This is a genomic window from Marinobacter sp. B-12, from assembly GCF_056857915.1.
Genome location: NZ_JBSXOB010000059.1, coordinates 42,103 through 62,798, shown reverse-complemented (window position 1 = coordinate 62,798; position 20,696 = coordinate 42,103). Strand labels below are relative to the sequence as shown.

General features: G+C 56.9%; 17 protein-coding genes. 16 read left to right on the top strand and 1 reads right to left on the bottom strand.

Features of this window, described 5'->3' with window-relative positions; genetic code table 11:
• Window positions 1–48: 48 nt before the first annotated feature.
• Entirely contained in the window at window positions 49–1,209 is a 1,161-nt protein-coding gene (locus tag AC13D2_RS13790) for an MFS transporter (RefSeq protein ID WP_482938868.1), read from the top strand.
• Window positions 1,210–1,224: 15 nt separating this feature from the next.
• On the opposite strand, the gene AC13D2_RS13785 is transcribed toward AC13D2_RS13790, so the two are convergent.
• Window positions 1,225–2,091, bottom strand: coding sequence for a LysR family transcriptional regulator (locus AC13D2_RS13785; RefSeq protein WP_420388865.1), 867 nt, complete (start codon window positions 2,089–2,091; stop codon window positions 1,225–1,227).
• 312 nt (window positions 2,092–2,403) lie between these two features.
• On the opposite strand from AC13D2_RS13785, the gene leuC reads away from it, so the two are divergent.
• From leuC to AC13D2_RS13710, 15 genes are all read left to right on the top strand, one after another.
• The gene (gene leuC / locus AC13D2_RS13780) at window positions 2,404–3,822 is read left to right on the top strand and encodes a 3-isopropylmalate dehydratase large subunit (RefSeq protein ID WP_292050144.1); all 1,419 of its coding nucleotides are present in this window, start codon (window positions 2,404–2,406) and stop codon (window positions 3,820–3,822) included.
• 17 nt (window positions 3,823–3,839) lie between these two features.
• Entirely contained in the window at window positions 3,840–4,487 is a 648-nt protein-coding gene (gene leuD / locus AC13D2_RS13775; protein WP_292050145.1) for a 3-isopropylmalate dehydratase small subunit, read from the top strand.
• Between the two features lie 44 nt (window positions 4,488–4,531).
• A complete protein-coding gene (gene leuB, locus AC13D2_RS13770; protein ID WP_292050146.1) occupies window positions 4,532–5,605 on the top strand; it encodes a 3-isopropylmalate dehydrogenase in 1,074 nt (357 codons plus the stop codon).
• 133 nt (window positions 5,606–5,738) lie between these two features.
• Window positions 5,739–6,854, top strand: a complete 1,116-nt coding sequence (asd, locus tag AC13D2_RS13765; protein ID WP_292050147.1) for an aspartate-semialdehyde dehydrogenase — start codon at window positions 5,739–5,741, stop codon at window positions 6,852–6,854.
• A 383-nt stretch (window positions 6,855–7,237) separates the two neighbouring features.
• On the top strand, window positions 7,238–10,426 hold the full coding sequence (locus AC13D2_RS13760; RefSeq protein WP_482938771.1) for a FimV/HubP family polar landmark protein: 3,189 nt from the start codon (window positions 7,238–7,240) through the stop codon (window positions 10,424–10,426).
• A 106-nt stretch (window positions 10,427–10,532) separates the two neighbouring features.
• Window positions 10,533–11,429 carry a tRNA pseudouridine(38-40) synthase TruA gene (gene truA, locus AC13D2_RS13755; RefSeq protein ID WP_300494505.1) on the top strand — a complete coding sequence of 299 codons (897 nt, stop codon included), beginning with the start codon at window positions 10,533–10,535 and terminating at the stop codon, window positions 11,427–11,429.
• A 7-nt stretch (window positions 11,430–11,436) separates the two neighbouring features.
• The gene (locus tag AC13D2_RS13750; RefSeq protein WP_300494508.1) at window positions 11,437–12,066 is read left to right on the top strand and encodes a phosphoribosylanthranilate isomerase; all 630 of its coding nucleotides are present in this window, start codon (window positions 11,437–11,439) and stop codon (window positions 12,064–12,066) included.
• Window positions 12,059–13,267: a tryptophan synthase subunit beta gene (gene trpB / locus AC13D2_RS13745; protein WP_292050214.1), complete on the top strand. Its 1,209-nt coding sequence runs from the start codon at window positions 12,059–12,061 to the stop codon at window positions 13,265–13,267. The genes AC13D2_RS13750 and trpB overlap by 8 nt, the downstream gene beginning before the upstream one ends.
• 73 nt (window positions 13,268–13,340) lie before the next feature.
• Window positions 13,341–14,153, top strand: coding sequence for a tryptophan synthase subunit alpha (gene trpA, locus AC13D2_RS13740; protein ID WP_292050152.1), 813 nt, complete (start codon window positions 13,341–13,343; stop codon window positions 14,151–14,153).
• Between the two features lie 40 nt (window positions 14,154–14,193).
• Window positions 14,194–15,120 carry an acetyl-CoA carboxylase, carboxyltransferase subunit beta gene (accD, locus tag AC13D2_RS13735; protein ID WP_292050153.1) on the top strand — a complete coding sequence of 309 codons (927 nt, stop codon included), beginning with the start codon at window positions 14,194–14,196 and terminating at the stop codon, window positions 15,118–15,120.
• Window positions 15,104–16,429 carry a bifunctional tetrahydrofolate synthase/dihydrofolate synthase gene (gene folC, locus AC13D2_RS13730; protein ID WP_482938770.1) on the top strand — a complete coding sequence of 442 codons (1,326 nt, stop codon included), beginning with the start codon at window positions 15,104–15,106 and terminating at the stop codon, window positions 16,427–16,429. The genes accD and folC overlap by 17 nt, the downstream gene beginning before the upstream one ends.
• Before the next feature lie 112 nt (window positions 16,430–16,541).
• Window positions 16,542–17,201, top strand: coding sequence for an SPOR domain-containing protein (locus AC13D2_RS13725; RefSeq protein WP_482938769.1), 660 nt, complete (start codon window positions 16,542–16,544; stop codon window positions 17,199–17,201).
• 95 nt (window positions 17,202–17,296) lie between these two features.
• Window positions 17,297–17,866, top strand: coding sequence for a CvpA family protein (locus AC13D2_RS13720; protein WP_292050156.1), 570 nt, complete (start codon window positions 17,297–17,299; stop codon window positions 17,864–17,866).
• A 35-nt stretch (window positions 17,867–17,901) separates the two neighbouring features.
• Entirely contained in the window at window positions 17,902–19,425 is a 1,524-nt protein-coding gene (purF, locus tag AC13D2_RS13715) for an amidophosphoribosyltransferase (protein ID WP_292050157.1), read from the top strand.
• Between the two features lie 29 nt (window positions 19,426–19,454).
• A complete protein-coding gene (locus tag AC13D2_RS13710) occupies window positions 19,455–20,696 on the top strand; it encodes an O-succinylhomoserine sulfhydrylase (protein WP_292050158.1) in 1,242 nt (413 codons plus the stop codon).

Below are 20,696 nucleotides of genomic sequence, written 5' to 3'. Positions count from 1 at the left end.
GCCCTATTCTCCGGAGCGATTGAGCATTTGTGATAACTCTCTGGAGAGATCCGTATTTACTGGCGCCTTTCAAACCTCTACTTCTGGTTTTTCGCTCTCCTCGGCGGCTTGTTGCCGTATTGGTCCCTGTATCTGGAAGACAGGGGCTTCTCCTACCTTGAGATCGCCACCCTGATGGCGACGATTCAATTGACCAAGATAGTGGCACCCAGTGTGTGGGGATGGCTCGGAGATCGGACTGGCCAGCGGGTACGGCTGGTTCGGTTTGGTGCCATTACAGGGTCGCTGTTCTTCGCCGGCGTGTTCATGGAGCCCGGGTTTTACGGCCTGTTGCTGGTGATGCTGGCGTTTACATTCTTCTGGAATGCGATTTTGCCGCTTTATGAGGTGATCACCCTGCGGTCACTGGGAACGCAGCGTGAAAAATACGGCAAGGTGCGGTTGTGGGGATCGGTAGGGTTTATTGGTGCGGTAGCGCTTGTGGGCGGGATTCTTGAGCTCATCCCGATCACTCTGTTGCCGTGGCTGTTGTTGCCGGTATTTGCCGGCATTGCAGTGTCGGCGTTTCTGGTGCCGTCGGAGCGGGGAGAGCGTAAGCCGCCGGCGCCCAAGGGCAGTCTGAAGGCGATTGTGACGCACCCGGCGGTGGTAACGTTCTTTCTGATGAACTTTCTGCTGCAGGTGTCCCATGGGGCGTACTACACGTTTTTCAGTATTCACCTGGAGCAGCATGGGTACGGTAAGTTGGCGATTGGGTTGTTGTGGTCGCTAGGGGTGCTTGCGGAGATTGGTTTGTTCCTGGTGATGCACCGGCTGACTCGCAATTTCACAGTGCGGCAGATTGCGATTGCGGCTCTGGCGCTGACAATGATCCGCTGGGTGTTGATCGCGGAAGTGACGGATGTGGTGGCAGTGCTGATTTTCGCGCAGTTGCTGCATGCGGCCTCATACGGCGCCCTGCACGCTATTTCGGTGCAGTATATCCAGGGTTTCTTCGGTCAGCATCATCACGGCCAGGGGCAGGCGCTCTACAGCGGGCTGACCTTCGGTGCCGGTGGCGCACTGGGTGCCTGGTTGTCGGGCTTTCTGGTGGACGGTTTCAGTACCTCGGCCGCGTTCTGGGGCGGGGCGGCGGCCATGGCCATTGCTATTGTCATCACCTGGCGGGGCCTGAGGCCGCCTCCCGAGCACGGATCGGTGCCGCTGTGAGTGTTGCTGCGGGTTTTACTGAAGGGCTGCAGCGATATCCAGTAGCGCCTTAGCCTGGGGGCTCAGCGACCGGCCTTTTAGGCCAATACCGCCGAGGATGCGACTTACTGAATGGGGTACGGAAAGCACGGTGAGCGAGTTGTCGACCATGCTTACCGGCAGCACGCTCCAACCGAGCCCAACACTGGCCATCATTTTAATGGTTTCCAGGTAGTTGGTTGGCATCTGGATTTTCAGGGGTAGGCTCGCGTCAAGAAACAGCCGGCTGATGGATCGGTAGGTGGCAGTGCCGGCTTCCGGGAGCAGGGCGTCGTATCGAGACAGGTCTTCCAACCCTGGGTTGCCCAGTGTCGCCAGGGGGTGCTCCGGCGATACCACGAAGGCCATGGCATCTTCCCAACGCACGTGCACGTCGAACGCCTGGTCCATGCTTTCACTGAGCGTTACGAAAGCCAATTCAGCCGTACGTTTACGCATCTGCCCGAAAGCACTTTCAGAATCCATGAACTGCAACTCCAGTGACACCTCCGGATAATCCCGGTTCAGCCGCCGCAACCAGGCAGGAAGGTGGTGCAGTCCAATGTGGTGGCTGGCGATCACTGATAGCTGTCCTGAAACCGATCCCTCGCGATCTGACAGAGCCTGTCGGGCATTGTGCACTTCATCCAGAATTCGCCGGGCATGGGGCAGCAGGCGTGCCCCTGCGTCCGTTAAGCGGACCTGTCTATTGCTCCGGTCGATCAGCTTCGTTCCCAACTGGTTCTCCAGCGCTGCCAGTCGTTTGCTGATTGCTGGCTGCGTCAAATGTAGCAGTTCCGCAGCTTCGGAGAATGACTCCTGGTCCACTATTGTCAGGAATGCTTTCAGGGAGTTCGCATCCATTGTGGTTACCTCTTTGACTGCGGCCCTTGGTGAAGGTCACACGCCGGGAAGACCGTTCCAAAAAACGCCCGTGAATACGTCCCTGTAGGGCTCGGTCGCGCCATCCCTGGCGCTCCACGTTTTTGGGAGGCTATTGCCACTACGCGACCCGCGCCCAGCATGCAGGCCCGGCTTTAAGGCACGTCCCAGCAAATCCTAATATTCTAAATTGGAATGCACAACATAAAAAACATGAATTGAGGTTATCCAAGGCTAGGCGTTAAGATGGAGCCATACTGAAAAAACAGAAACCCCCAGAGAGTGAGAGAGACCATGGCGGGCAAGACCTTATACGACAAATTGTGGGACGACCATCTCGTCAAACAGCGGGATGACGGCTCCGCGCTGATTTACATCGACCGGCATCTGCTGCACGAAGTCACCTCGCCGCAGGCCTTCGAGGGCCTTCGTCTGGCCGGACGTAAGCCCTGGCGGCTGGACGCCAACCTGGCGACGCCGGATCACAACGTACCCACCACCGACCGTGCCCGGGGCATTGAAGGCATTGTTGACCCGGTATCGCGGATTCAGGTGGAAACCCTGGATAAGAACTGCGACGAGTTCGGCATCCTGGAGTTCAAGATCAAGGACCAACGCCAGGGCATCGTGCATGTGATCGGGCCAGAGCAGGGCGCGACACTGCCCGGCATGAGCATTGTTTGTGGCGATTCCCACACCTCCACCCACGGTGCATTCGGCTGCCTGGCCCATGGTATCGGCACGTCAGAGGTCGAGCACGTGCTCGCCACCCAGTGTCTGGTTCAGCAGAAAATGAAAAACATGCTGGTGAAGGTGAATGGCAAGCTTGGGCCCGGCGTTACCGGGAAAGACGTTGTCCTCGCCATCATCGGGAAGATCGGTACCGCTGGCGGCACGGGCTGTGCGATTGAATTTGGCGGTGAAGCGATTCGTGGTCTCTCGATGGAGGCCCGAATGACCATCTGCAACATGTCCATCGAGGCCGGTGCGCGGGTGGGCATGGTCGCGGTCGACCAGACCACCATTGATTACGTCAAGGATCGCCCGTTTGCGCCCAAGGGCGAGATGCGCGAGAAAGCGATTGAATACTGGAAGACGTTGCACAGCGATGACGATGCAGTGTTCGATAAGGTTGTTGAACTCGACGGTTCCGAAATCATGCCGCAGGTGAGCTGGGGGACGTCTCCCGAGATGGTCGCCGGCGTTGGCGGCAATGTGCCGGACCCGGAGGCGGAAGCCGATCCGATCAAGCGTGAGGGAATTGTTCGTGCCTTGAAGTACATGGGCCTGAAGCCCAACATGCCGATCACTGAGATAAAGCTGGATCGCGTGTTTATTGGCTCCTGTACGAACAGCCGCATTGAGGATCTTCGTGAAGCAGCTGCGGTCGTGAAGGGTCGGAAGGTGTCGTCATCGCTCAAGCAGGCGATGGTGGTGCCCGGTTCCGGTCTGGTGAAGGTGCAGGCGGAACAGGAAGGGCTGGACAAGATCTTTATTGACGCCGGTCTTGAGTGGCGTGATCCGGGCTGCTCCATGTGTCTGGCCATGAACGCCGACAAACTGGGGCAGGGAGAGCACTGCGCCTCCACTTCCAATCGTAACTTCGAGGGCCGCCAGGGCTTCGGCGGGCGTACCCACCTGGTCAGTCCGGCCATGGCAGCTGCAGCGGCGATCAACGGCCACTTCGTTGATGTCCGCGAGATGATGAACTGATCCACAGGAGACACACCATGCGAGCATTAAAGCAACACCAGGGCATCGTTGCCCCCATGGACCGGTCCAATGTGGATACGGACATGATCATTCCCAAGCAGTTTCTGAAGTCCATCAAGCGTACCGGCTTCGGGCCGAACCTGTTTGACGAACTGCGTTACCTGGATGAAGGCAAGCCGGACCAGGACTGTTCACAGCGGCCGATCAATCCTGATTTCATGCTTAATCAGGATCGTTACAAGAATGCAAGCGTGCTTCTGGCGCGGCGCAACTTTGGTTGTGGTTCCAGCCGCGAGCACGCCCCCTGGGCGCTTGAGGATTTTGGGTTCCACGTTATCATTGCACCCAGTTTCGCCGACATTTTCTATAACAACTGTTTTAAGAATGGCTTGTTGCCGATTGTTTTAGAAGAAAAAATTGTGGACCGGCTGTTTCACGAAACCGAGGCGGAAGAGGGATACCAGCTGGCGATCGATCTCGAAGCCAAAACCGTTACCACGCCGTCTGGCGAATCGTTCAGTTTTGAGGTCGATGATTTCCGTCGACATTGCCTGCTGAACGGCCTGGATGATATCGGTGTCACGCTTGAAGACGCGGAGGTCATAACGGCCTACGAAGCGTCGAGACGCAAGACTGCACCTTGGTTATTTGATGCCGGTCGCTGATTCGCCCTGTATTCCCAAAACAAATTGACCTTCAAGGAATCACTATGTCCCGATCTATCCTGATGCTCCCTGGCGATGGCATTGGCCCGGAAATTGTTGCCGAAGCGGAAAAGGTTCTGCGTAAGATAAACGAGCAATTCGGTCTGGAGCTGCACTTCGAGTCCGCCCTGGTTGGCGGTGCGGCCATCGACGAAACGGATACGCCACTTCCGGACGATACCCTGGACAAGGCTCGTAAAGCAGATGCCATCCTGCTGGGCGCCGTGGGCGGCCCCCAGTGGGACAAGCGCCCCATGGCCAGCCGTCCGGAAAAGGGGCTGCTCGGGCTGCGCTCCAACCTTGAGTTGTTTGCCAATCTGCGCCCGGCCATTCTGTATCCCCAGCTTGCTTCTGCGTCTTCACTGAAACCAGAGGTGGTCTCGGGCCTCGATATCATGATTGTGCGGGAGTTAACCGGCGGCATCTATTTTGGCCAGCCACGAGGTGTGCGTGATCTGGAAAGTGGAGAGCGTCAGGGCTACAACACGTATGCCTACACGGAATCGGAAATTCGTCGTATTGGCCGTGTCGCCTTTGAAGCGGCACAGCAGCGTGGCAAAAAGCTCTGCTCTGTCGACAAGGCGAACGTGCTGGAAGTGACTGTTCTGTGGCGGGAAATCATGGAAGACCTGCGCCGGGAATACCCGGATGTTGAGCTCTCCCATATGTACGTGGACAACGCTGCCATGCAGCTGGTCCGGGCACCCAAGCAATTTGATGTGATTGTGACTGGCAACATGTTTGGTGATATTCTTTCTGACGAAGCGGCTATGTTGACGGGTTCGATCGGGATGTTGCCCTCTGCGTCTCTTAACTCTGAGAAGCAGGGTATGTACGAGCCCTGTCATGGGTCTGCACCCGATATTGCAGGTAAGGGCATAGCCAATCCGCTGGCTACGATCCTCAGTGGCGCAATGATGTTGCGGTACAGCCTTGGCGAGGAAAAGGCCGCTGAGGCGATAGAGGCGGCCGTCAGCAAAGTGCTGGATCAGGGCCTGAGGACAGCGGATATCATGTCTGCTGACGGCCGGAAAGTATCGACCCGAGAGATGGGCGATGCCGTTCTGGCGGCACTCTGAGGCTGGCAATCTGAGGCCGGCAAGTTTTTGAGACCCGACGGCAGCGCGATGCGGTTGTCGCGGGATCATCCATCCTGTCCCTGCCAGCGATACAGGTAGCGGGCGGGCATAAAACGAGGTTCAAAGGTCGCACATGAAGCGAGTTGGACTTATTGGCTGGCGCGGTATGGTGGGCTCTGTCCTCATGCAGCGCATGCGTGAAGAAAACGATTTTGCAGATATCGAACCGATCTTCTTTACCACCTCCCAGGCTGGAAAACCGGCACCGGACGTCGGCAAAGAGGGCGTACCTACACTGCAGGATGCCTTCGATATCGATACCCTGAAAACGCTGGACGTGGTGGTTACCTGTCAGGGCGGAGATTACACCGGCGCTGTGTACCAGAAACTCCGCGATGCCGGATGGCAGGGGTACTGGATTGACGCCGCATCCACGCTGCGAATGGTCGATCATTCCGTCATCGTTCTCGATCCTGTCAACCGCAACGTGATTGACGATGCGCTGGCAAAGGGTGTGAAGGACTATGTTGGTGGTAACTGTACGGTCAGTCTGATGATGCTGGCCCTTGGTGGCTTGCTGGAGCAGGACCTGATTGAATGGGTATCTCCCATGACCTATCAGGCGGCATCAGGTTCGGGTGCCCAGAACATGCGGGAACTGCTCAATCAGATGGGTGAGCTGAAGGGCAGCGTGAGTGATGGGCTGGCAGATCCGTCCTCGGCTATCCTCGATATCGATCGCAAGGTAACCGAAACCATGCGTTCGGACGGTTTCCCCACCGAGCACTTCGAAGTGCCGCTGGCAGGTAGCCTGATTCCGTTTATCGACAAGCAGCTTGATAACGGCATGAGCAAGGAGGAATGGAAAGCGGGCGTCGAAACCAATAAGATTCTCGGTCGCAGCAGCAATCCGATTCCCATCGATGGCATCTGCGTTCGTATCGGTGCTATGCGTTCCCACAGCCAGGCCTTGACCATCAAGTTGAAGAAGGACCTTCCGGTTTCCGAGATTGAGTCCATCCTGGCGAAAGCCAACGACTGGGTGAAGGTGATTCCCAATGAGCGCGATGCCACTCTTAGGGAACTTACCCCGGCGAAGGTCACGGGTACTTTGAGTGTTCCCATTGGCCGTATCCGGAAGCTGACCATGGGGCCTGAGTATATCTCAGCGTTCACGGTCGGTGATCAGTTGCTGTGGGGCGCCGCGGAACCGCTTCGGCGGATGCTTCGCATACTGCAGGAGCAGTAACTTAGTCCCACAGTGGGCAAGATTATGCCAACTGTGTCCGGTTTCAGAGAACCGGCTGGGGGCGGAGGCTGAAATACGCCTCCGCCCCTGTTATTTTCAGAAGGGTTTTTGCACATGTATGGGTGCTTGGGGGCTGGACTTTGGCCATTCAGGGATACCGGATCATCGTTCGGTAACAATATGTTCCCGACCATTTATGAAAAAATGGTGCAAGGACTGCGGCTGATTGATTGATAAAAGAGGTTTTATCAACAATACTTGCCGGGCTGAATATTAAAAACTTTACATAATAACGATAGTAATCAAGACGGAAGTCATCCAACCTCGTCCGATTCTGTTTGAAAAAAACAGTAACGAATAACGGAGACTGGTAAGGAAAAAGCATGAAGGTACGCAAGCTTGCGGTTGCTCTGGCTCTGGCGGGAGGGCTCGGTTCTGGCATCGCACAGGCCCTGGGTCTGGGTGAGATTGAATTACAGTCCTATCTGAATGAGCCTCTGGACGCAGATATCAGTCTGCGTAAAAGCGAGGGCGTTGACCCTGGTGATGTATTTGTAAACATCGCCCCCGATTCGGCCTATGAACGGGTGGGTATCGATCGGAACTATTTCCTTACCAAACTTGATTTCCGCGTCACCACCGCCAGCGATGGCAGTCTGGTGGTGAACGTTTCGTCCCGTGAGCCATTGCGGGAGCCCTACCTGAATTTCCTTCTCGAAGTAACGTGGCCCAATGGGCGGCTTATGCGGGAATACGCGGTGCTGGTTGATCCCCCGGTGTATGCCGAGGAGTCCGGTGTGCAGGAAGAGGTTGCCGCTCCGGCTACCCCCCAGGCTTCAGAGCCTGCGCGCCAACAGCAGGCCAGGTCGACATCCCAGGAACCCCGGCGCACAACTACCCAACGTGCGAGGACTCTCGGGCCCACCGGGTCTTCCGATACCCTCTGGAATATTGCTGAGAGCATTCGCCCGGATAGCAGTGTGTCCGTGCAACAGGTCATGCTCGCACTCCAGGACCTGAATCCCGACGCGTTTATTGCGGGCAACATCAACCGACTAAAGCGTGGTGAAGTGCTGCGGGTGCCGGATATCGAACAGATCCGCAGTCGCTCTCCGGCCGAGGCCAACCGGCAGGTGGCCGCGCAGAACGATGCGTTATCGACTCCACAGCGCACCGTGGATGCCACCGATTCCGAAGTTGCCTCTGGGCAGAGTGGTGGTGAGCAGGCCGGTGGTGATGAACTGAGGTTGCTGGCAAGCGAAGATAGCGGCACTCGTGATGCTGAAGACGGTGGTTCTGCTGGCGGTGGCGGCGATACGGCCGGCGGCGTGGACGCAGGCTCCGCCGTTGCCATGGAAGAGCTCGAAAGTGCCCGACGAGAAAACGAAGAGCTGAGTGGTCGGGTTGATGACCTCCAGGACCAGGTAGAAACACTTCAGCGCCTGCTCGAACTGAAAAATACCCAGCTTGCCGAAATGCAGCAGGCTGAAGGCGACAGCGGCGATCCTGCAGGTGCGCCGCAATCGGAGGCATTGCCTGAGCAGGTAGCCCAGGAGGATTCAGAAATGTCCTCCGATGGCGACGCTGCTGATATGGTTGAAGAAGGTGCGGATGTTGCGGGCAATATGGCTGCTGACCAAGAAGTGGTTGATCCAGCAGCAACCGATATGGATGAAGCAACCGTCGCGGAGGCTGAAGAAGGTTCCGGCGCACCTGCGATGGGTGATGATGCTGGCATGACAGAGGACGACGTGGCGTCCGATGGCATGGATGCCGGATCCACCACTGAGGGAGAGGCCGGTCAGCAGGGCGCAGAGGTAGCAGCGCCAGCGTCCGAGCAGCCGGCCAGCGAGGCATCGGCATCGCCGGCGGAGCCCGACAAAGGCTTCCCGGACAACATCATTAGCGCGATTACCAACAATCCGATGTATCAGATAGCCCTCGGCGGCGGTTTGGTTGTTCTGTTGCTGTTACTGCTGTTGCTGGCGCGTCGCAATGCCAATCGTGAGAAGTCGTTTTACGACCAGCTGAACAGTGAAACGGATGCGGAGGCGGATACCTTCGATCTCACCCTGGATGACGAAGACGGTGGGGAAGCGCCGGAAGGTGATCCTCTGGCGGAAGCCGACGCCTACATCGCATATGGCCGTATGGATCAGGCCGCACAATCTCTGGAAACCGCGATTTCCCGCGAACCCAGCCGAACAGACCTGCGCCTGAAGCTGCTTGGTGTCTATGCGGATACCCAGGACCGGCAATCCTTTGAGAAGCAGCTTGGTGAGGTTGAAGCCCTGGGCGACGACCAGGCTATCGCCGAAGCGCACGAGATGCGGGCACGTTTGGAAGAGGCTGAATCAATGCCTAGCATTGATGATCTCGAATCGCAGTTGAGATCGGACTCTTTCGATACCGATTCAAGTGAAGCGGATCCGGTATTCGATGAATCTGCTTCAGAGCGCTCTGACTCTTCAGCGGGTGATGAGCTTGAGGATGAGTTCGGCAGCCTGGAAACGGAACTCTCTGATCTGGATGATACTGAAGAGGCCTACTCAGAGGGTTCCGAAAGGGAGTCAGGGCCAGATGACCTGATTGAATATGACCTGTCTGGCATTGAAAACACGTCCGATAAGGAAGAAGGGGCTGTTGAAGAGGCTGAGAGTAAGACTGACGACGCTTTCGATTTCTCACTTGAGGATGAGTCAATCGAGGAGTTGGAAACTTCCGATGACGGCGATGATCTGAGTCTTGATTTCGCGGATGAGGAACTGGATTCCGGCGAAGCGCTCGAAGAATCGGATGAGTTCGACTCATTGGGGCTGGATGACGACGAGCTGGAAACAACCCGCACTGATGATCGGGCGGACCAGGACTCGGTAAGCGAGTCTCTGGAAGACGGAGACCTGGAGGAAGGAAATCTTGAGGAAGAGGGAGACCTGGATTCCCTGGACGAATCCTTCCTGGACGAGCTGGATGCCGAGCTGGATAAGGTCGCCGGCGAAGATGAAACGCCTGCCGATGACGAACAAAGTGAACTTGACGACCTTGAGCTTGATGTTTCCGATGAGGACCTTGCACTGATGGAAGAGTTTGCTGATTCGGGCGATTCCGCCGGTACCGATGCGAGCGCCAATCCTCAGAAGGACGATTCCACGCCTCTGGATGAGGAGCTCGGTCTTGAGGACGGCTTGACTGGCGAGGAGCCTGCGGATCCGGAAGAGGTCGTCGCAGGCGTCGAGGAAGTGGAAGACGAGCTTCCCGAGCTCAGCGATGATGATCTTGCTGCCGCTGAGTCCGCGGAGGATGAATCAGGAGAACCTCCTGTGGCGTCCGACTCCGCATCCTCAAAGGCTGGTTCCAGTGCGGGTGACATCGATGAAGCCGATCTTGGCGACGACGATGACTTCGATTTCCTGACAGGCACCGATGAAGCGTCAACCAAACTTGACCTTGCCAGAGCCTACGTGGAAATGGGCGACGTTGACGGAGCCAGGGATATCCTTGAGGAAGTGGCTCTGGAAGGAAATGAGGAGCAAAAAGCGGAAGCGCAGGATCTCCTTAAAAATCTGTCCTGATTCGATATAATCAGCACAGGGAACACAAAACGCCGGCTACCGGGCTGCCCGGAATTAAAGCCGGCGTTTTGTTTTATGTTATCAGCATGCCAATCCGGACACTTCATTGTTTGTAACGCCACAACCACTGACCACTAACGGCGCCATCGGGGCGGGGCGAGTCGCTCTTGCCTTCGAATACGATGGCCGGGGGTTCCACGGCTGGCAATATCAGAAATCGGGCGTGCGGTCGGTTCAGGGAGAGCTGACTCAGGCGGTTTCAAAGGTTGCTGACCATCCTGTTGAGCTTGTATGTGCGGGCCGCACGGATGCGGGCGTGCACGCCAGTTACCAGATTGCGCATTTCGAGACACCCTCGGTGCGTAATCCCAGGTCCTGGGTCATGGGCATCAACACCTCATTACCGCAGGATATCGCGGTTCATTGGGCCGGTAATGGGGTGGATGATTTCCACGCCCGTTTTTCTGCAACCTATCGCCGATATCGTTATGTGGTCTATAACCATGCGGTAAGGCCGGGCATCCTTCATGGTCAGGTGAGCTGGACGTTTCGCCCACTGGACGCGACGCTGATGCATCAGGCTGCCCAGTTTCTTTGCGGTGAGCACGACTTCTCCTCATTTCGCGCGGCTGGCTGCCAGTCGAGATCGCCCATTCGGTTCCTTGAAGCCATTGATGTAACCCGAAAAGGAGACTTCGTCGTAATAGATGTGCAGGCAAATGCGTTCCTGCATCATATGGTTCGCAATATCGCCGGTGCACTGATGTCCGTGGGTACGGGGAAGCAGCGGCCGGAATGGATTCGTGAGATACTTGAGACCAGGGACCGGACTGTTGCAGGCGTAACGGCACCGCCCCATGGGCTGTATCTGGTGGATGTAGGGTATCCGGAAGGGTTCTCTATCCCGGCAGCGCAGTGCGGGCCAGGGTTCGTCGCACCCTGGTTTGAGGCCGATGAAAACCGACCACGCAGTCCGACTCACATACACCGAAAACAACGATAGACGGCTTATGAGAACCCGGGTCAAGATCTGTGGTATTACCCGAAAGCAGGACGTTATTGCCGCTGTCAACGCTGGAGCGGATGCCTTGGGCTTCGTATTCTACGAGCCCAGCCCGAGGTATGTGACTCCTGATGCGGCCAGGGGGCTGGTTGATGCGGTTCCTCCCTTTGTAACGGCAACGGGGCTGTTTGTTAACCCTGACGCGTCTTACGTCCGGGAGGTGCTGTCACAGTTGCCGCTGGGCCTTCTCCAGTTCCATGGCGATGAATCTCCGGAATTTTGCAACAGTTTCGGTGTTCGCTGGATTAAGGCCGTGCGGGTGCGCGAAACGGATGATATTGAACATGCCTTTGAGCGTTACCGTAATGCGAGCGGTTTGCTGGTGGATGCATGGGATCCGCATAAATACGGCGGTACCGGACAGTCCTTTAACTGGTCATTGATACCGTCCAGGCGCCCATTGCCTCTCATATTGGCCGGCGGCCTGGCTTCTGATAATGTATCCCGCGCTGTTGCGCAGGTGCGCCCCTGGGCCGTCGATGTCAGTGGTGGTGTGGAGAGCAGCAAAGGCATCAAAGACGACGAAAAGATCACTGATTTTATAAACGAGGTTCACCGTGTCGATGAAACTGACTGAAGAAATGCTCAAGGCGCTTCCGGATGCACGGGGTCACTTCGGCGCCTACGGCGGAAGATTTGTCTCCGAAACCCTGTTCGATTCACTGATGACCCTCGAGCGTGAGTACAAAAGGCTAAAGGACGATCCGGAGTTTCAGGCGGAGTTTGATCGGGACCTTGCGCATTATGTCGGCCGGCCCAGCCCGCTGTACTTTGCTGAAAGACTGAGCCGGGAAACCGGTGGTGCTCAAATCTGGTTGAAGCGTGAAGACCTTAACCACACGGGCGCGCACAAGGTAAATAACACCATCGGTCAGGCGCTGCTGGCGAGTTTCCTGGGCAAGAAACGGGTCATTGCTGAAACCGGTGCTGGGCAGCATGGTGTCGCCACGGCGACTGTGTGCGCGCGCCTGGGCCTTGAGTGCCACGTGTTCATGGGCGCCGAGGATGTAAAGCGGCAGTCCCTGAACGTTTACCGGATGAAACTGCTCGGCGCTGAGGTTCACTCGGTCCAGAGCGGAACGCGCACCCTCAAGGACGCTATGAACGACGCCATGCGTGACTGGGTGGCGAACGTTGACGACACCTTTTACATCATTGGCACGGTTGCCGGGCCTCACCCTTATCCGCTGCTGGTACGTGATTTCCAGTCAGTGATCGGGCGCGAAACCCGTGAACAGTCCCTGGCCCAGGCGGGTAAACTGCCGGATGCGCTGGTGGCTTGTGTCGGCGGTGGTTCCAACGCCATCGGTATGTTCTACCCGTTCCTGACCGACGAGAGCGTGGAGATGTATGGTGTGGAAGCCGGTGGCCTGGGTATTGAGACAGGAAAGCATGCGGCGCCGCTGAGTGCGGGACGTCCGGGTGTGCTTCACGGTAACCGGACTTACCTGATGGAAGACGAGAACGGCCAGATTGCGGGCACCCATTCGGTCAGTGCCGGCCTGGATTATCCGGGCGTCGGGCCTGAACACAGTTGGCTCAAGGACATTGGCCGCGCCCACTATGTCTCGGTGACCGACGATGAGGCCCTGGATGGTTTCCGGAAGCTGACACGGGTGGAGGGTATTATGCCAGCGCTTGAGACCGCCCATGCAGTGGCCTACGCTATCAAGCTCGCTGCCACGATGGATAAGGACCAGGTGGTGGTGATCAACGTCTCCGGTCGCGGTGACAAGGACATACACACCATCGCTCAACTGGATGGCATCGAGGTTTAAGCAGTTGCCCGGTATCTGACGGCAGGCGCCGGGCCAGTACGGACTGCAGTGCAGGATAATCACAGGAGCAGGCATGAGTCGAATTGAAGGGGTGCTGAAAGCCTTGAAAGGGCAGGGTCGCAAGGCGCTGATTCCGTACATTACCGCTGGCGATCCCCATCCGGATCTTACCGTTGACCTGATGCACACGCTGGTGTCGGCGGGTGCCGATATCATCGAGCTGGGCGTGCCTTTCTCCGACCCAATGGCGGACGGCCCGGTGATTCAACAGGCGTGTGAGAGAGCGCTGGTGCATGGCACGTCATTGCGGCAGGTTCTGGGAATGGTGAAAACGTTCCGCGAGAAAGATAATGCCACACCGGTGGTGCTGATGGGCTACCTTAATCCCATGGAAGCCATGGGCCAGGAAAAGTTCGCCGATGCGGCTGTTGAGGCAGGGGTTGACGGTATCCTGACGGTGGATTTACCGCCGGAAGAGGCGGACGAAGTGGCACCATTGTTTACGGCCCGGAACCTTGACGCGATTTTTCTGTTGGCACCAACCACGACGGACGACCGGATTCGTGCAATCAGTGAGCACAGTTCGGGCTATGTGTACTATGTTTCATTCAAGGGTGTTACGGGCGCCGGTAAGATCGATGTGGATGAAGTGGCCTCGAAGGTTTCCCATATTCACGAACTGACTGCGCTTCCGGTGGGAGTTGGGTTTGGTATTCGTGATGCCGAAACAGCGGCAGCGGTCGGTCGGGTATCCGATGGTGTAATTGTCGGAAGTGTACTGGTCGATACAATAGCCCGAAATCAGGCAGATCCTGATCAGCTCAAACGGGCGTTGTCGGATCTGCTTCACCCGATGCGAGAAGCACTGGACAGCCTGGCTTCCTGACAGTCAGGTTACCGCAGGCATCAAAGGACAGGATGAGATCATGAGTAACTGGCTGGACAAGATCATGCCGAGCAAAATCCGCTCGGAATCCAAACAACGGACCGGAGTTCCTGAAGGTCTGTGGAAGAAGTGTCCCAAGTGCGGGGCGTTTTTGTACAAGCCGGAGCTGGACAAGAATCTGGATGTGTGTCCGAAGTGTCAACATCACCTGAGAGTGACCGCTCGTCGTCGCCTTGATGTTTTCCTGGACGCTGACGGCCGGCAGGAAATTTCCGCGGATCTGGAGCCTTGGGATCGACTGAAGTTCAAGGACAGCAAACGGTACAAGGATCGCTTGAGCCAGAACCAGAAAGCCACTGGTGAAAAGGATGCCCTGGTTGCCATGCGTGGTGCCTGCCTGGATATTCCGCTGGTGGCGGTGGCCTTTGAGTTCAACTTCCTTGGCGGCTCGATGGGGCAGGTCGTGGGTGAAAAGTTCGTTCAGGCGGCCAATGTGTGCCTGGAGGAGCGGATTCCTTTGGTGTGTTTCTCCGCCAGCGGCGGCGCACGGATGCAGGAGGCGATTCTTTCGCTGATGCAGATGTCCAAAACGGCTGCCGTGCTTGAGCGCATGAAGCAGGAGGGTATTCCCTATATTTCGGTCATGACCGACCCAGTATTCGGAGGCGTATCCGCAAGTCTTGCCATGCTGGGAGATCTGAATATTGCAGAACCCTACGCTCTGATCGGCTTTGCCGGCCCTCGTGTTATCGAGCAAACCGTTCGTGAAAAACTGCCTGAAGGCTTCCAGCGCAGCGAGTTCCTACTGGAGCACGGTGCCATCGATATGATTCTCCATCGCCATCAGATGCGCGAGCGAATTGCTGCCGTGTTGGCCAAGTTTACCGATCTGGACCAGCCAGCCACGGAAGCGCCCATCGAGTTTGAAGTCTCGGAACGACCTGAAACCGATGTCCCCGCAGAATAGTTACTCCGCCCGGCGCCTTCCCGTGCCGGGCGTCGAAGCCACGCTTGATCAGTGGCTTGATTACCTGGAGTCGATCCACCCTTCTGAAATCGATCTCGGTCTTGACCGGGTACTACTGGTGCTGCGGCGGTTGTTTCGGCGAAATCCGTCAGGGCGAATCATCACCATTGCAGGTACCAATGGAAAGGGCAGTGCCGTAGCGGCACTTGAGAGGCTGTTAATGGCTTCGGGGCGATCGACCGGGGCCTATACGTCTCCCCACCTTCAGAGCTATAACGAGCGGGTACGTATCAATGGGGTGGATGCCAGCGACGACCAGTTGGTTCGTGCTTTTTCCCGGGTAGAGATAGCGCGCCGTGATACCACGCTGACGTATTTCGAGTTCGGAACCCTTGCCGCGTTTGTGTTGTTCGAAGAGGCGGGCGTCGAGGATTGGGTTCTCGAAGTTGGGCTGGGTGGGCGCCTGGATGCCGTCAATGTGCTGGATCCAGAGCTGGCCATTATTACCTCGGTTGATATCGATCACGTTGCCTTCCTCGGAGACAACCGTGAGGTCATCGGTTTTGAGAAGGCTGGCATTCTTCGCCCCGGAATACCCGCTGTTTATGCGGATATCGATCCACCTTCCTCGGTGTTGCAGCAGACAGCCGCACAGAAGGTTCAGCTTGAACGGCCAGGTAAAACTTATCAGCTGGTACCGTGTGGTTCGGAGTTTGCGCCAGTTGGCAGCATGTGGCTGGAGCAGGCGCGCTACGGCGATCGGGTATTGCTTCCCGACAACGGACTTCCCGTCCACAGTCTTGCTGCGGCGGTTGTTGCGGTAAGACAACTGGAGCCGGAGTTAGAGCCCGGGGCCATTGAGCAGGTTATCGCCCAGCTGACGTTGCCAGGTCGCTATGAAGTGTTGCAGCAGCAACCTAAGGTTGTGGTTGATGTTGGCCATAATCCCCATGCCGCCAGGTGGCTTGCGGCCCGCATCGGGCGGCGGGAGTCTGGGCCTGGTCGCGTTGTTGCTGTCTACGCCGCCCTCGCGGACAAGGATGTGGAAGGGGTGGCCGGTGCGATGGCTTCGGTGGTTGACGAGTGGCATCTCGCAGGCCTGGGCGTTCATCGTGGGTTGTCCGGTTTTGAGCTGGTTGATCGTTTAGGTGGACAGCTTCGGAAGCCTGCAGCCACAGTTTCCGACTCAGTCGAGGTGGCCCTGGAGAATGCTCTGGATGGCGCCGGCCCGGAGGATATGGTGATTGTATTCGGGTCCTTCTACACGGTAGCGCAGGCCCGGATTGCCCTGGGGAAAGCGGCGTCTTAAATATCCTTCATTCCGTCGTCGAAGCTTTGAGTTATCCGCATTGGGCGGTTAGTATCGGGCACAGAAAGTCGTCAATGATGGCGGGGCAGGAACAAACAGGGGACAACCTAACGTGGACGGACTGAAACAAAGAATCATCGGGGCTCTTGTACTGGTGTCACTTGCCGTAATCTTTGTACCGATGATGTTCGATGAGCCACACTCTGAACGCGAATCCACCACGATCAAGATTCCGGAAGAACCGCCATTCCCCGAGGTAGATGCGCCCGAGCCGGAGCTTTCCGATGCCCCGGCATACCGGCTTGAGGAAAGTGATGCCTCTGGCGAGCCGGACCAGGCTCCCCAACTGTCAAATGACCAGCCAGCAAGCGATGCCGAGATGGCGAATACTGAGCCACAGCCAGCCGCTGCTGACCCCGTCGAAGAACTACAGAATCCACCAGAACCACCTCCAGAACCATCATCATCTGACAGCACTGGCTCCGAAGGCCCGGTCGCCGACACCGATTCGGCAGAGTACGCCCGCTCCCTTGAGGGTGCCTGGGTTGTCCAGTTAGGCAGCTTTGGCAGTGGGGACAACGCCAGGCGGTTGCGTGACGAAGTGCGTGACAAGGGTTACAGCTCCCATCTGCAACAGGTTACGCGCGGTGATACCGAACTGACCCGTGTTTTCAGTGGCCCTTTCGCGGAAAAGGATGAGGCTGAAAGGGCAAAACAGGCGCTCGACAAAGCCTTTGGTCTCAACAGCCTGGTTACCTCGGGCGGCAAATAACCCGGGCTTCTCCTGTTACTTATGCGCACAGGGCGGTTTGGTCGGGTGACGTTTCCTGATAGAATTCGCGCTTCCTTATTTCCACCGGGTTTTCCATGGATGCGCTGATCTGGATTGACTGGGTCATCATTGCCCTGATAACGGTTTCCACCCTAATCAGCCTGAAGCGTGGCTTTGTGAAAGAAGCGCTCTCGCTGATCACGTGGGTGGGGGCGTTTATCCTTGCCCGTACATTCCACCCTCAGATGCAATCTCTCCTTGAGAGTACCGTTGAAACGCCGCTTGTGCGGCTTGTCGCTGCCTTCGCGATTCTGTTCTTTGGTACCCTTATCGTTGGTGCCATAATCAATAACATGATCGGTCACCTGGTCAGGGCGACCGGCCTTTCCGCCACTGACAGAGTGCTCGGCATGGGATTCGGCCTTTTACGGGGCGTCGTGGTGGTGATTGTCGGGATTGCGCTTACCCGCTACACGCCGCTTTCGGAAGACACCTGGTGGCGTACGTCCGTCATGATAGACCGTCTGGCCGTGGTGGAGGATTGGTCAAGAAGAACCCTCGGAGATGAATTTGCCCGCTTTCTCGGGCCGGCAGGCGGGGAAAAGGATAACCCCTCCGGTTCTCAGCAGGAAGACAACGTGGAACCCGCTTCCGCGTCCCGCTAACATTCAGTATTAACGCTTCGGAGATTACCGTATCCATGTGTGGCATTGTCGGCATAGTCAGTACTTCCAACGTGAATCAGTCGCTTTACGACGCGCTGACCGTATTACAACACCGGGGCCAGGATGCAGCGGGAATTGTTACGTTTCAGGATGAGCGCTTTTACCTGCGCAAGGACAACGGGCTGGTCCGCGACGTGTTCCGTACCCGTCACATGCGCCGGCTGGTGGGTAATGTTGGTATCGGCCACGTTCGGTATCCCACGGCTGGCAGTTCCAGTTCTGCCGAGGCGCAACCATTCTATGTCAACAGTCCGTACGGCATTACGCTGGCCCATAACGGCAACCTGACTAACGCCGACGACCTTAGTCGTGACCTGTTTCGTACCGATCTCCGTCACATCAATACCAATTCTGATTCTGAAGTCCTGCTGAACGTGTTTGCCCATGAGCTTCAGAAGTTGGGTAAACTCGACCCGACCAAGGAAGAGATTTTTGCGGCCGTACGGGCCGTGCACAAACGCTGCCGCGGCGCCTATGCGGTTATCGCCATGATCACCGGGTACGGCATTGTTGGTTTCCGTGACCCCAACGGCATTCGTCCGGCCTGTTATGGCGTGCGCAAGACTGAAGAGGGTGAGGAGTACATGATTGCCTCCGAGAGCGTGGCGCTGAGTGCCGCGGGCTTCAAACTGGTGCGGGACATCGCGCCGGGTGAGGCGGTGTACATTGAAACCGATGGTACTCTCTATACTCAGCAGTGCGCGGAGGAAGCCCATCTTTATCCCTGTATATTCGAGCACGTGTACTTTGCCCGGCCGGACTCCATTATCGACAAGGTGTCGGTGTACAAGGCACGGCTGCGGATGGGGGAAACCCTGGCTGAGAAAGTTCTGCGGGAGCGTCCGGACCATGATATTGATGTGGTGATGCCGATCCCGGATACCAGTCGCACTTCTGCCATGCAGATGGCGCATCGGCTGGGGGTGAAGTTCCGTGAAGGCTTTATCAAGAATCGCTACATTGGCCGAACGTTTATCATGCCGGGCCAGAAGATGCGGAAGAAGTCTGTACGCCAGAAGCTGAACCCGATCGATCTGGAGTTCCGGGGCAAGAACGTCATGCTGGTGGACGATTCCATCGTACGGGGAACCACTTGCAAGGAAATTGTACAGATGGCAAGGGACGCCGGTGCCCGCAAAGTCTATTTTGCCTCGGCAGCGCCCCCGGTTCGCTACCCCAATGTCTACGGCATTGATATGCCGTCGGTTAATGAGTTGATCGCGCACGATCGAAGTGTCCAGGAGATCGGCGAGCTCATCGGCGCGGATTGGTTGTTGTACCAGGATCTGGATGACCTCATTACCTGCGTTAATGACGTTAATCCGGAGATTGAGGGTTGGGAGTGTTCCGTCTTTACCGGCAATTACATCACCGGTGATGTGGACGAAGCCTACCTCAACAAACTGGAGGCCGCTCGCAACGACGAAAACCGCTTCCAGGCCGGTGCCGGGGATTCTTCCGACAACGGCATTATTGATCTGTATAACGACGAAGACTGATCCATCATGGCCATAAACAGGAGTTTGTCATGACCTATCGCCGCGAAGAGCATGTTCTGATCCCCGAGTCGGATCTTGAGGGCATGGCGGTGGACACCCTCGCGGTCCGTGCCGGTCAGATCCGTACTGGCCAACTGGAGCACAGCGACGCGATATTCCCAACGTCGAGTTTCGTTTATGGCAGTGCCGCCCAGGCTGCAGCGCGGTTTGGTGGTGAAGAGCCTGGCAATATCTACTCTCGCTTTACAAATCCGACGGTTCAGGCGTTTGAGTCCCGTATCGCGGCGATGGAAGGTGGTGAGCGTGCGGTCGCGACATCGTCCGGCATGGCGGCCATCCTCGCGACCTGCATGGCGTTGTTGAAAGCGGGTGATCACGTGATTTGCTCACGGGGGGTGTTTGGTACCACCAATGTCCTGTTCCAGAAGTACCTGGCGAAATTTGGTGTGGATACCACCTTTGTGAGTCTGACGGATATGTCGCAATGGCAGGCTGCGGTGCGTCCTGAGACCCGGATGCTTTTCATCGAAACGCCAACGAACCCGTTGTGCGAAGTTGCTGATATGGAGGCGCTGTCCGGATTGGCCCGGGCGAATGACGCCTTGTTTGTCGTGGACAACTGTTTTTGTACACCCGTGCTGCAGCGCCCATTTGAGCATGGTGCCGATATCATCATTCACTCCGCCACCAAGTATCTGGATGGCCAGGGGCGCTGTGTCGGCGGTGTGGTTGTTGGTCCCGACAAGTTGATGGAGGAGGTTTACGGTTTCCTTCGTTCTGCCGGTCCCACCCTGAGCCCATTCAACGCGTGGGTTTTCCTTAAGGGCCTGGAAACCTTACCAATCCGTATGCGCGCCCATTGTGACAATGCGTTAGAGTTGGCAACGTGGCTTGAAGGACAGGGCGCGGTGGACCAGGTATTCTATGCCGGTTTGCCTGACCATCCACAGCATGAACTGGCGAAACGCCAGCAAAGCGGGTTTGGTGGTGTCCTTGCCTTTACTGTCAAAGGTGGCCGGGAACAGGCATGGGCGTTCATCGATGCAACCCGGATGATCTCCATTACCGCCAATCTTGGCGACGTAAAAACCACGATTACCCATCCGGCTACAACCACGCACGGCCGCCTGTCCCCCGAAGACAAGCAACAGGCGGGCATTACCGAAAATCTGGTAAGGATCTCGGTGGGTATTGAAGCCATTGAGGATCTCAAGACCGATCTGCAACGCGGGTTTGAGGCTCTTGAAAATTACCGTCAGGGAACTGTCTGA